Annotated in this window: 11 protein-coding genes; 2 read left to right on the forward strand and 9 right to left on the reverse strand. The window is 57.4% G+C overall.

What is annotated here, in order from left to right; genetic code table 11:
* Window positions 1-24 precede the first annotated feature (24 nt).
* From phnE to HZU72_RS02465, 8 genes are all read right to left on the reverse strand, one after another.
* Complete coding sequence (gene phnE, locus HZU72_RS02430; RefSeq protein ID WP_180090275.1) at window positions 25-843, reverse strand: phosphonate ABC transporter, permease protein PhnE; 819 nt, start codon at window positions 841-843, stop codon at window positions 25-27.
* Window positions 840-1,700 (reverse strand): phosphonate ABC transporter ATP-binding protein, encoded by an 861-nt coding sequence (gene phnC / locus HZU72_RS02435; RefSeq protein WP_180090277.1) that lies wholly within the window; start codon window positions 1,698-1,700, stop codon window positions 840-842. Before phnC ends, phnE begins: the two co-directional genes overlap by 4 nt.
* Window positions 1,701-1,777: 77 nt before the next feature.
* Window positions 1,778-2,743, reverse strand: coding sequence for a phosphate/phosphite/phosphonate ABC transporter substrate-binding protein (phnD, locus tag HZU72_RS02440; RefSeq protein ID WP_180090279.1), 966 nt, complete (start codon window positions 2,741-2,743; stop codon window positions 1,778-1,780).
* A gap of 114 nt (window positions 2,744-2,857) precedes the next feature.
* Entirely contained in the window at window positions 2,858-4,615 is a 1,758-nt protein-coding gene (locus HZU72_RS02445; RefSeq protein WP_180090281.1) for an EAL domain-containing protein, read from the reverse strand.
* Between the two features lie 162 nt (window positions 4,616-4,777).
* Window positions 4,778-6,697, reverse strand: a complete 1,920-nt coding sequence (locus HZU72_RS02450; RefSeq protein WP_180090283.1) for an alkaline phosphatase D family protein — start codon at window positions 6,695-6,697, stop codon at window positions 4,778-4,780.
* A 19-nt stretch (window positions 6,698-6,716) separates the two neighbouring features.
* Window positions 6,717-8,105, reverse strand: coding sequence for a sensor histidine kinase (locus HZU72_RS02455; protein ID WP_180090285.1), 1,389 nt, complete (start codon window positions 8,103-8,105; stop codon window positions 6,717-6,719).
* Window positions 8,102-8,776, reverse strand: a complete 675-nt coding sequence (locus HZU72_RS02460; protein WP_180090287.1) for a winged helix-turn-helix domain-containing protein — start codon at window positions 8,774-8,776, stop codon at window positions 8,102-8,104. The genes HZU72_RS02455 and HZU72_RS02460 overlap by 4 nt, the downstream gene beginning before the upstream one ends.
* A gap of 38 nt (window positions 8,777-8,814) precedes the next feature.
* Window positions 8,815-9,174 (reverse strand): PepSY domain-containing protein, encoded by a 360-nt coding sequence (locus HZU72_RS02465; RefSeq protein WP_022520757.1) that lies wholly within the window; start codon window positions 9,172-9,174, stop codon window positions 8,815-8,817.
* 174 nt (window positions 9,175-9,348) lie between these two features.
* On the opposite strand from HZU72_RS02465, the gene HZU72_RS02470 reads away from it, so the two are divergent.
* Window positions 9,349-9,828 (forward strand): PepSY domain-containing protein, encoded by a 480-nt coding sequence (locus HZU72_RS02470; RefSeq protein ID WP_180090289.1) that lies wholly within the window; start codon window positions 9,349-9,351, stop codon window positions 9,826-9,828.
* Between the two features lie 134 nt (window positions 9,829-9,962).
* Window positions 9,963-10,976, forward strand: a complete 1,014-nt coding sequence (locus HZU72_RS02475; RefSeq protein ID WP_180090291.1) for a DUF1853 family protein — start codon at window positions 9,963-9,965, stop codon at window positions 10,974-10,976.
* 20 nt (window positions 10,977-10,996) lie between these two features.
* On the opposite strand, the gene proB is transcribed toward HZU72_RS02475, so the two are convergent.
* Window positions 10,997-12,136: a glutamate 5-kinase gene (gene proB / locus HZU72_RS02480; protein ID WP_180090293.1), complete on the reverse strand. Its 1,140-nt coding sequence runs from the start codon at window positions 12,134-12,136 to the stop codon at window positions 10,997-10,999.
* Window positions 12,137-12,185: the final 49 nt, after the last annotated feature.

The following is a 12,185-nucleotide window of genomic DNA, read 5'->3' on the forward strand; positions in this document are numbered from 1 at the left end:
ATCTAGCAGTTACTGAATCGGCGTTTACTGAGTCCAGCGGCGGACATGGCTTGAGCTGTACTCGCACAGCAGCACAATGGCGATGATAATCAGCAGAATCGCCGCAGAGGTGTCGTACTCATAGCGGCTCAGCGAGGTATTCAGCGTGGCGCCAATACCGCCTGCACCGACAATGCCAATCACCGAGGACTCACGGAAGTTGATATCCAAACGGTACATGGAAAGCCCGATCAAACGCGGCATTACCTGGGGCTGCACGGCGTGATTCATGGTCTGCCACCAACTGGCGCCCGTGGCGCGCACCGCTTCTACCTGCCGCCAATCCAAGTCTTCAATATCTTCCGCCAGCAGCTTGGCCATAAAGCCAATCGTCGCGAAGGCCAGAGTAATCATGCCCGCAAACGGCCCGAAGCCGAACATCACCACAAACAGAATGGCGATGATGATCTCCTGGAATGTGCGCGAAACGGCGATAATCGCGCGACACACAAAGTAGATCGGCAGTGGTGAAATATTACGCGCTGCCCCTAAGCCCACGGGTATCGCCAGCAGCACACCCAATACCGTGGAGGTGAGCGTCATGGTCAAACTTTCCAGCAAGCCCGCGACGATATCGTCGTAGCGGCTGACAAAGTCAGGCTGCATAAAGGCGCCTAAAAAATTAACCGCCCGGCCCGCGCCTTCCGCCACCCGCGCCCAGTTCACCTCAACCGAGGTAAGCGCTAAAAACAGATACACCACTGCACCGATGGCGAGCCCCCAGCGCAAGCGGGGACTTTCAATTAGCGGTAGTCGCCTCCACTGACCGCGCTGCGCCGCCTGCTGGCGTGCATGCTCGCTCATCGTGCTGCCCCCGCTTCGATTGACGACATTACCCGCGCGTAGGGAGGATTAATCGGAGCAGTGTTAGTCGCCTCATCGCCGCTGACTGCATCGTCCATTGGTTCAGGCGTGGTGTCCCAGTCCTCTTCACCGTAAATCGTGGTGAGGATCTCGCTGGTGAGTTCGCTGGGAAGGCCATCAAAGACGATTTCACCCGCCCGCAGGCCGACAATGCGGTCAGCAAACTGCTGGGCCAGCGCTACATCGTGAATATTGATGATCGCCGCCAGTTCGCGCTCTGCGCATAGCTCACGAATCAAACGCATGATTTGACGCGAAGTTTTCGGGTCAAGGCTGGCAGTAGGCTCGTCAACCAGCAACAGCTTAGGGCTTTGCAGTAGCGCCCTGGCGATACCCACCCGCTGGCGTTGGCCGCCAGACAGGGCATCGGCACGTTTATCGATGGCATGCGGCAGCCCCACTCGCTCCAATAGACGGAAGGCTTCGACCACGGCCTCCTGCGGGTAGCGGCGCAGGAAGCTGCGCCAAAAGCCCACGTAACCGAGCTGACCTGAAAGCACGTTCTCCATCACGGTTAGGCGGTCTACTAACGCATACTCTTGAAAAATCATGCCCATGGAGCGGCGGGCATGACGCAGCTTATGTCCCGAGAGCTTCGTCAGCTCCGTGCCGTCCAGGCGAATGCTGCCCTGAGTAGGCTCAACCAGCCGGTTCACACAGCGAATCAGTGTGCTTTTACCCGCGCCAGATGGGCCAATCAGCGCCATCACTTGGCCTTTGGGCAGCGTGAGTTCAATATCCGTCAGCGCTCGATCCCCGGTAGGGTAACGTTTACCAACGCCGGTGAGTGTCAACATGGAAGTGCCTCATCTACATAGCGGTTCGGCCAGAAGGTTGCCCTCCTGGCCGATCGTATTGGGGTACTGCTTAGAGATTAATCGCAGTCGTAGGTCACGCCGTTGGCGTCAGCGATGGTGCGGATAACCGCCCAGTTTTCCTGATAAGTAATCGGAATAAACTGCGCTTCGCCGGAGTTAGCGAATTCTGACTCAAGGGCAGTGCCTTCCCAATCGTAGCTGAAGAACGCATCCTGAATCTTCTCGGCAAGTTCCGGGTTCAGGTTATTGGCCAGCCCGTAAGCGGTGGTGGGGAAGGTTTGTGAGGTGTAGATAATGTCGTAATCACCTTCGTTCACTACACCGCGGGAAATCATCCGCTTGCCTACGGAGTTGGCAATCGCCGCCGCATCGTAATCTTCGTTGACGACGCCGAGAATCGAGTTGTCGTGAGAACCAGAGAAAGCGGTCTCAAAATCTTCACCCGCTTCCATGCCATACTCAGAGCGCAACAGCGCAGAGGGGGCGCGGAAGCCAGAGTTGGAAGTCTCGGAGGTAAATGCTAATTGGCGACCCTGCAAGTCTTCAACGGCTTCAATGCCGCTTTCAGGGTAGGTAATGATCTCCATCTCATAGCCAAAGCTGCCATCTTCCGCAGCCATCATGGCGAAGGGGCGGAAACCACCGCAGTTAACCGCGACCGGTACGCCGCCGGTATTAAAACCAGCAACGTGCAGACGGCCAGCGCGCAGCGCTTCCTGCTGGGCAGCGTTGGACTGCACCGGGAAGAACTGCACCTCTTTGCCAGTGGCTTCGCTCAGGTGATCCAAAAAGTCAGACCAGACATCAGCGTATACCGCAGGATCTTCAACCGGGGTATAGGCAAACACCAAGGTATCCGGGTCAACCCACTGTGACTCATCGCTGGGAACATCGGCGATCATATCGCCATCGTTATCCACATAGCGTGAGGACAGATCCGCAGAGGCGTTCACTGCGGCCAAAGCGAAGACACTGGCAACGGCGGCACTGATTAATGTGCGGGAGAGGGATAATGTCTGCATGGGTCACCTGTAGCGTTCTGTAGAATTGTTAAAAGATGACAACATCCTGACGACTCGATATGACAAAAATGGGGCACTTATATGACCACTTCGTGACGTTTTAGCGAAGGACAGTTAATCTGCGGTTTGAAGAGCCTCGTGACTGCGGCGCTCTACAAACAGGCTGTTACCGGGGATTTTTTTGGCCTGGTGCTTCAGCTCAGAAAGCTCGCCTGCGATATCCAGCGATTGGCAGGTGGTTGTATCGTGGATGGGTTTTACCGCAATCGAGACGCTCACAAAGGGAAAAAACGTCATTCTATTTTGACGGTTTTCAATGTGAATCCCGCCCTGAAGGCGATCAGCCTCTTCATAGAAACCCGGTGCCATCACCTCGAATGAGTGCAGAATTTGCTGGCAAACACTTTCCCAGTGCTCAAGCGGCAGCAACATCATAAAATCATCGCCGCCAATATGGCCAATAAAGCCCCCGACATTCTCTACCTGTGCTTGCAGCAGCCGCGATAGCGAAATGATGATGTGGTCACCTCGGGCGTAGCCATAAGCATCGTTAAAGGCTTTAAAGTTATCCAAGTCAACATAGGCTGCGACAAACCCATGCCCGGAGGCCAAATAAGCCGCCAGGGTTTCATTGATCAGGATATTACCCGGCAGGCCGGTGAGTGGGTTGGCATGCCGCGCTTGGCGCACCTGGATCGCGGTAATCTCACGCAAAAGGTCAACGATATTGCCCATTCCCAGGTAGTCACCGTTAGCGTTAACGATGACAAAGTCCTCCTGCTCAATATCCCGGCTGTCGGTCAATTTCTGGCTCAAAATCTCAAGCGGAGTATCCGCTTCGGCCACCAGCATGCGGGCATCAGCAACGTCCAGCACACGGCGCTTGGCATAAAGGGAATGGCTATAGGGGTTGGTAAATAGAGTTAAAAACGCATTGCGGCGCACCACCGCCACGGGCTTGCCATTTTCCAGCACGGCCACACAGCGCAAGCTGGGCTGTTGGCGAAATCGCTCGGAGATATACGGCACTGCGCAATCCGTCGTTATGGCATTGGTAGCACGTAAAATCGAGCGCGTGGTGCGACCCGCAGGGCTTTTTAATTGGGTGCTCGCCGGCAGCACCATATTGAGCTCTAAAGGCGGCTGCTGGTTGGGTCGGGCGAAATAGAAGCCTTGTAGTAGTGCCAGTCCACGGTCGAGTTCCCACAAGCAAAGATGCTCAGCAGCGGTCTCCACCCCTTCAGCAATCACTTGGCAGTCCAGGCTACGCGCCACATCGAGAATCGAACGCAGGAACTCTCGCTTGGCAGGATCCTGGTCGATGCCGGAGATAAAGTGCCGGTCGAGCTTAACGAAATCGGGGCGCAGCTCTGACCAGTGGCGCAGGCTTGAGTGCCCTGCACCGAGATCATCCAGCGCGACTTGAAAGCCCATAGTGCGGTAGTGATCCACCGCTTGGCGCATTAGCTCGTAGTCGTGGATTGGCACGTGTTCAGTGAGCTCGATCACCACCCGCTCTGGGGGCAAGCCGCTGTCACGAATAAAGCCAAGCGTTAAGCCTTCACGAAAATCACGCTCTACAATAGTCAACGGCATAACGTTAAGAAACAGCAGGCCCGGCAGATCGAGCTCTGCAAAGCGGTAGATGGCCAACCGCCGGCAGAGTATATCTAACTCCACCAGCTTTCCGGCCTGAGTGGCTACTTCAAACAGTCGTAACGGCGAGTGAAGCGGCGATGTTTTAGGCCCACGAATCAGTGCTTCGTAGCCATAAATCGCCTGCTGGCTGGCATCCACAATGGGCTGAAAGAGCACGTGCAACTCTTCTGTTGCAATAATCTTTCTCAACCACTGCGCTTCTTGTGCGGTCATTTGCCTGCTGCCTTATTCTGCCACCCTAATAACCAGCGGTGGTTCCAATGATGTGTCACCTTCCCTGGAGATGGTCGATAAGCTGCAAGCAAGCGTGCGTCATTTTTGTGACGCTATAATGACAATCATCAAGGACATCAGTTAGTTGACGCTAAACTGACGTTAAATGAGCGGCTTCTCCCGCGCCGGAAAGACCACCTCGCTACCGTCAGCGTCGAGCTGGCGGATATCGATAGGGTGACCCTTCTCATCCAGCGTTACTAAGCCAATGCCGCTGGCGTTCCACAGCCGTTCACCAGCGCTGGCGCGGTCAGGGTCGCGGGGGTGAACGCTTAGCTTGCGTCGCTTGGTGAACCAATTAAGCGGCGACCACGGCGCGTAGAGCCAGCGATTGAGCCGGTCAAAGGTATTGAGCAGGTTTTTTGGAAAGGTGTTTTTGATCCCGCTTGAGGTGATCTGCCACAGATGGGGAGAACGGCGCTGATGGCGCACCACAATGTCGTAGACAAACGAGTAGTGCACGTCGCCCGATAAAATCACGTAGTTGCCTGGGGTTTTGGAGTGCTGCCAAATCTGCAGCAGCGTATTGGCCGCTCCGCGGTGCGCCATCCAGTTTTCGGCATCCACCACCAGCGGCTTACCGGCAAGGGTAAACAGCTTTTGGATTCCCTCTATCAACTTGACGCCGAACATCGGTGCGGGAGAGACAATCACCGCACTTTTGGCCCCCATTAGCGCCTGCTGCATCTCCATTAGCGCCTCCCAGTCCATCAAGCCTGAAGGCCGATGCGGGCTGCGTTCGCTGCGCCAGCGCCGGGTGCGGGTATCCAGCACAATAAGTGCGGGGGTACCGGGTACCTGAAACTCCCAGCCCTGAAAACGCAGCAGCCGCTCAATCAGCCCATCCTGTTCAGCGCAGACTAGCGGTTGGTCACCACCACCCAGCAGGGTCAAGGCATGATGGACTAGCGGGTTCAATTTATCCGGATCGTTACCCCAGGCTTGACAAAGCAGATAGGCCACCAGAGCGTTACCGATAATACGCTTAGAGAACGGGTGACCGTAGGCGGCGCGCTCCCAGTCGGCGGTTAGGTTCCAGTCGTCGGTAACGTCGTGGTCATCGAAGATCATCAGGCTGGGCAGATGCGCCATCACCCGAGCGCATTGGGGCAAGCCTTCAGCAAAGGTATCGATTACCGCCTGCTCCTGACGATAGAGCTCTGCGTCTTTTTCATCTAAGGCAGGCGCTTCAGGGGCAATTATCTGCCAGGGCACCGGTGACCACACCAGGCAGTACATGGCGAGCATTTCAGCCAGCGTCATCAAGTGATTATGGGCGTTCGCCGAGGTAAACACCGGCTTTTTTACACCGCCAAAAAAGCGCTCGCGCAGCGCCACGTTACTGGTCACATCCGGCAACAGTTCAGCACGCCGGTAGTAGCTATCCGGAGAGCGGTAGAGCGCCTGGCTATCATCGACCGTCGCACCTTCCAGCCACTCATCCACCAGCCCTAACCGCTCAATCAACGCATGCACGGCGCGTAGCATCGGCCCAGCCACGTCGTCGGCGTACACCTGGTCACCGGTCATCAACAGCCAAGCGGGCCACTCGGTGGACGCTGACTGCTGCTCAGCAAGCCAGCTATCGGCGCGCACCAGACCATCGGCACTGTCGTGATGGGGCTTACGGCAGGAGCCATGCATCAGGCGGTGATGGCGCGATGCAACCACAAAGGCGGGATAGGTGGCACCGTCATAGCAGAGCCACGGCGCCCACTCGGGCAAAGAGCGCCACTCGCCCTGCTGGGTTTCTACCTGCAGGTCATACTCGATGCGCTCGTCACAGGGCAGCGCTGACTCAAGCTCACAATCGATTAGGTAGATAAAGGCCCGCTGGCCGATGGGGATGCACTGCTGATGATGCGCCAAGCCGATTGACTGGCTATCGGCGTGCCCTGGGCGCAGCACTAATGTCATGTTCAGTGGCCGAGTGGCGACGAGCCAAAGTACCAGCCGTGTAGTGCTGATACGTCTTAATAGAGGGCCGGCGACTATATCGGGCAGCGTATCTGTGCGATTCATTCGATGCGGTCTCCATTAGTTATGCACGACGATTACACGCGACGACGGGTAGCTCCACCTCGACTTTTAACCCACCAGCGCTGGCGCGGCTAAGGTGCAGTTGGCCGCTATACAGAGCGACGAGATCAGTCACAATGGCCAAACCCAAGCCACTGCCCGAACGCTGTTCATCCAATCGTTTACCGCGCTGCACCGCCTGCTGGCACTCGGCTTCGTTCATACCGGGGCCGTCATCGCTAACGGTCAAGGTTAACTGCTGCCCGTCACTCTCTAGCTGTAGCTGCACATCGCTATGCGCCCAGCGCAGCGCGTTATCCATTAGGTTACCCACCAGCTCTTGGATATCCTGCCCATCCATATGGACTTTAATGTCACCCGCCCAGGTTTGGCGCAACACAATGTCACGCCGCTGGGCGAGCCTAGCCAGCCCATTGAGAAGCGGCGCCAGAGTGGCATGTAAATCGATGGGCGCAAAGCGTACGCCTTCGCCCGCCGCTGAAGCGCGTGCCAAGTGATGACGTACCGCGCTATCCACGCGTTCTAGCTCAACCTCCCAGGCGTCACGGTTCGCTTCCGGCAACTGGCGTAGCTGCAGACGCATCACGCTCAGCGGGGTTTTCAGCGCATGGGCAAGGTTGCCAGCGGTATGGCGGCCGCGCTCGATCAAGCGCTGATCACGTGCCAGCACCGCGTTCATTGAGGCAGCAAGCGTCGCCAACTCGTCAGGCAAGCGGGTATTTAGCTGCTCGGCGCGCCCCTGCTCTACATCATGCAGATTGGCGTGCATGCGGCGCAGTGGTGCTAGTCCCCAACGTACCTGGAGCGCCAATACGCCAAGCAACAGCACGCCCAAGCCCACTAAGCCGCCCCACAGCAGGCGCTGAAATTCGCCAATGTCCCGGGCCAATACATCATCCCGGGCGGCGACGCTAATATGTAGCGGCGCTTCTAACGGCGCCAGATAGATATCACGCTCCACCACGCGCAGCGATTGCCCCCGGGGGCCAGGTATCGAGCGAGCGCTAAGGGTGTCGCTATCGATCACCGGCAGGCGTTGATCCCACAGCGAGCGCGAGGCCAACGTATGCTGCTCGCCATCGGTGATTTGCCAGTACCAGCCGGAGTAGACATTGTCAAAACGCGGGTCGCCCAGCGCCCGGTCATGGACAAGCTTCTGCTCTATGCGGTCGTAGGTAACGCCCGCCATGATGACGTTGAGGGTGGCCCCCAGGCGCTCATCAAAGGCCTGAGTGGCCGAGGCACGGTAATGATGAGAAAGCAGCGTTCCCGCAACGGGCAGCGCCAGCCCTATCATCACTAACACCGCCAGCAGTAACCGCAAGCTTATGGAGCGATTTGCCCAGCGCCTTACCCAACGTTCGGGCCAGACCGAATTGAGTCGACTCATTCGGTAGCGGGCTCTTCTGCTAATAAGCGGTAGCCCTGGCCACGCAGGGTGGCAATTCGCCAACTGCCCAACTTGCGACGCAGGCGGCTGACCTGAACATCGATCACATTGGAGTCCGGCTCGTGGTCGCGGTCATAAACGTGCTCCGAGAGCTCGGTGCGGCTCACCACCCGCGGTGCGGCGTGCATTAAATAGCCCAGCAGTCGGGTTTCCTGGGCAGTTAACCCCACCGGACGCCCTGCCAAGGTGACGTGCTGGGTGTGGGTATCCAAACTCAGCTCACCCACTTTCAGTACTGGATGGGCATGGCCGTGGCTGCGGCGCACAAGGGCGCGTAGGCGAAACAGTACTTCCGCCGACTCAAACGGTTTGGTGACGTAGTCATCCGCCCCGGCAGTAAATCCCGCGGCTTTATCGGCCCAGCGTTCCCGGGCGGTAAGGATCAACACCGGCAGGTCGATACCATCTTCCCGCCATGCCGAAAGCCAGCGGGTGCCATCGCCATCGGGTAGTCCGACATCCAGAATCAGCGTGTCGTAGGCTTCCGTGCGTACCAGAAAATCAGCCTCCTGACCGTTAGCCGCATGCTCTACAAGCCAGTCGCCGTCGCGCAACGCTTGGCTAAGCTCGCGAGCCAGCGCCTGGTCGTCCTCTACCAACAAACACTTCATCGGCTAACTACCCTTTTTTGGCAAGTGACATCAACAGGCTAGCGGCGCATATCATTGATACGCACCCCCTCAATGGCCATCAATTGGCCGTTATGGCCATCAAACTCGAACTCGACAACTTGGCCCTGGGGGCCAAGCAATTTGATCTCATACTCTACATAGCCCCCTTCACGCTCCACCTCTACCTCCAGCACTTCACCTATATAGTGCGCTTCCAGCCAATCCAAAATAGTGTCGAGAGGCACGACCTCGCCGCGACGCACTTCGCCGTGTAGCGACTCCCAATGCTGGTCACCCACCGCGCTACCCGCCAGCAACAGCACCAAGGCTAACCCAGTGACGTTGCGGCGAGGGACGCTGCGCAGTAGCTTTTTAAAGTGGCGTAGGATTTTACTCATAGCGTCAGCATGCCAAAGACAACATGAACGTTAGATGAACAGCTTTGTCAGCTTAAGGAAAGTATCGTGGTGGTATAAATTCACTGTCGCATTCAGTGAATGCCGTTTATTCACTGTTGTATAAACATCGACGTACAGACATTCTCGTACAGATATGTAAAGAAGGAATTTGCTATGAACACCATGAAAAAAATGCTGCTGATCCCGACCTCTGCGCTGCTGCTTGCTGCGGCTGCAGGGAGTGTGCAGGCCGACGATTCGCTGCCGATGGATCGCATTGATGACGTATTGACCCACGCCAATGACTACGGTTTCAGCCACTACGAAGAAGTTAGCATTAAAAGCCGTGGCCGCGTAGAGGTAGAAGGTTGGCTGGACGATGAGTGGTACGCCGATGTGGAGTTCTCCCTGGATAACGGTGAAACGCTACAAGAGAAACGTGAGCGCCTGATTACCGGTGCCTGGGGTATGAGCGAAGCCGATATCCGTCAAGCACTGGACGTGGCTAGCCAGGAGGGAATGGTTGAATTTGAAGATCTCGATATCGATAAGAGCGGCATCATCGATATTGAAGGCCGCGGTGAAGATGGCCGTGAGCTAGAAATCAGCGTGCGTCAGGGTTCTTCCGAAGTGACTCAAATTGACCGCGATTAATTTTTCCAGCTAATCGCTTTGCGGGCTCCCCACGGGGAGCCCGCTGCGTTTATGGTAGGCTGCCAAACTATGCAGCTAAAATCATGTCGCTAAATTGATAGTGCCGACCTTATGAGGTTGCTGAGGAGATATACGTGCTGAACGAAGGCGTTGACGGCGCGCTGGAGAATGTAGAACTCGGCAACACGGTGTCAGTGCTAAGAGATTTGGCTTGGCTGATCTCCACGCCTGATCTTGTGGTGCTTCCCCCGCCGATTCCCTGTGCAGGGCGGCCCACCATTAAAGAGTTAGGGCTTGAAAAAGCGCTATTGCCCTGGCTCCATAAGCTTGGCCTACCACCGCTAACCGCGTTGAACGGCAACCGCGCAACGCGCATGGGCCATTACCACGAACGCTTGTGGCATACGCTGTTAGATCACGCACCGAATACACGATTGCTTGCCCGGAACGTGCGCATCACCCGCCAGCGCAACACCCTGGGCGAGCTGGATATGCTTTACAGAACCCGCGACAACCCGGCACCGATACATTTAGAAGTCGCTATTAAGTTCTACCTGGGGCTGCCAGAAGGGCCTGGAGCAGCCAATAGTCAAAGCCGCTGGATTGGCCCCGGCGGGTTAGACAGCCTGGCGCTTAAGTGCTCTCACCTCAGACGGCACCAGCTTCCCCTTTCCACCACAGCGCCCGCGCTGGAAACCCTAGCATATTGGCTTACGCCACGGGATCTGGGGGTTTCTGATCTGCGTTTAGGCGAACAGTTAACCCAGCGGTTGGCGATGCCCGGCGTACTTTACTACCCCTGGCATGCAGCCATGCCAGCGCCGGAGGGCGCGACGGCTGATCACCGCCGAGGTACCTGGTGCTACTTACGTGACTGGCCTGCGCTGGCAGCCCGGTTTCCCACCATGCCGCGCATGGCGTGGTTGGAAAAACCTCACTGGCTGGCACCGCCGTCCCTCAGCGCTTTTCGCCCTGCGGCGGAGCAGTTGCCCGCTATTATCGAGAAGGTTCACGCCTGGCGCTCACCCCAGCAAGTCATGCTGTTTCACTCAGAGGGAGAGCACAATGAACAACGCTACGAGCGGCTATTTTTGGTACCTGACAACTGGCCCCGGCAAGTGCCTCTACCGCCCCGCATTCGGGACTGAAAAACGACCAGAAGAAGCCTCTATATAACAACAAGGTTATCGCGATGGATCAGCTCATGGGCTTCCACGTAGCCGAGGATGGCTTCGATCTGATGGCTGGGCTGGCCCGCCAATTGGCGCGCTTCATCAGCGCCATAGTTAACCAAGCCTTTGGCCACTGGCGTACCCTGTTCATCCACGCACACCACCATATCGCCGCGTTTGAAACCGCCCTGTACGTCGCGAACGCCCACTGCCAGCAGGCTTGAGCCTTTATCGCGCAATACTTTGACTGCTCCTGCATCCAGCACCAAAGTGCCACGCACTTGCAGTTGACCCGCCAGCCAGCGCTTGCGCGCCGCCATGGGCACTTGGTCAGGACGCAGCAGCGTGCCTAGCGCTTCGCCCGACATTATCCGGTTGATTACGTCGGGCTGACGGCCACTGGCAATCACTGTGACCGCCCCGGAGCGCGCCGCCAACTGCGCCGCGCGCACTTTGGTGCTCATACCCCCACGCCCCAGCGCGCCACCGCTGCCTGCCACGGCGGCTAAGCGCGGGTCGTCGGCGCGCCCTTCGGCAATCATCTGGGCATCGGGGTTGTGCCGTGGGTCGGCGTCAAACAGACCTTCCTGGTCGGTCAATAGCAGCAGCGCATCCGCTTCCAGGAGGTTAGCAACCAGCGCGCCTAGGGTGTCGTTGTCGCCAAAGCGAATCTCATCAGTGACTACGGTGTCGTTTTCATTGATCACCGGCACCACGCGCATCTCTACCAGCGTACGCAGCGCCGAGAGCGCATTCAGGTAGCGCTTGCGGTTGGAAAGATCATCATGGGTAAGCAGAATCTGCGCGGTGAGCATGTCGTGGCGGGCAAAGTGCTGCTCGTAGCATTGGGTCAGGCCATTTTGGCCTACCGCTGCAGCCGCCTGCAGCTCATGCACGGCGCTGGGGCGCACCTGCCAGCCAAGGCGCACCATGCCAGCCGCCACGGCGCCGGAAGAGACCAGCACCACTTCAATCCCCTTCTGGTGCAAAGCGGCAATTTGATCCACCCAACCACCGATGGCAGGCTCGTCCAGGCCGCGGCCATCGTTAGTCAGCAGCGCGCTGCCAATCTTCACCACGACCCGCCGTGCGCGGCTGAGCGCGTTGCGCCCCAGGATTTGCTCGTTACTTTCCATGCGACCCACCTCAATCAAACGCTGACAACTTAATCAGATACTCACTGCT

It is taken from the genome of Vreelandella sedimenti (assembly GCF_013416325.1).
Taxonomy (GTDB): domain Bacteria; phylum Pseudomonadota; class Gammaproteobacteria; order Pseudomonadales; family Halomonadaceae; genus Vreelandella; species Vreelandella sedimenti.

Coding starts and splice junctions, on each gene's coding strand:
- phnE (WP_180090275.1), bottom strand. CDS start 843: ATGAGCGAGCATGCACGCCAGCAGGCGGCGCAGCGCGGTCAGTGGAGG.
- phnC (WP_180090277.1), bottom strand. CDS start 1,700: ATGTTGACACTCACCGGCGTTGGTAAACGTTACCCTACCGGGGATCGA.
- phnD (WP_180090279.1), bottom strand. CDS start 2,743: ATGCAGACATTATCCCTCTCCCGCACATTAATCAGTGCCGCCGTTGCC.
- HZU72_RS02445 (WP_180090281.1), bottom strand. CDS start 4,615: ATGACCGCACAAGAAGCGCAGTGGTTGAGAAAGATTATTGCAACAGAA.
- HZU72_RS02450 (WP_180090283.1), bottom strand. CDS start 6,697: ATGAATCGCACAGATACGCTGCCCGATATAGTCGCCGGCCCTCTATTA.
- HZU72_RS02455 (WP_180090285.1), bottom strand. CDS start 8,105: ATGAGTCGACTCAATTCGGTCTGGCCCGAACGTTGGGTAAGGCGCTGG.
- HZU72_RS02460 (WP_180090287.1), bottom strand. CDS start 8,776: ATGAAGTGTTTGTTGGTAGAGGACGACCAGGCGCTGGCTCGCGAGCTT.
- HZU72_RS02465 (WP_022520757.1), bottom strand. CDS start 9,174: ATGAGTAAAATCCTACGCCACTTTAAAAAGCTACTGCGCAGCGTCCCT.
- HZU72_RS02470 (WP_180090289.1), top strand. CDS start 9,349: ATGAACACCATGAAAAAAATGCTGCTGATCCCGACCTCTGCGCTGCTG.
- proB (WP_180090293.1), bottom strand. CDS start 12,136: ATGGAAAGTAACGAGCAAATCCTGGGGCGCAACGCGCTCAGCCGCGCA.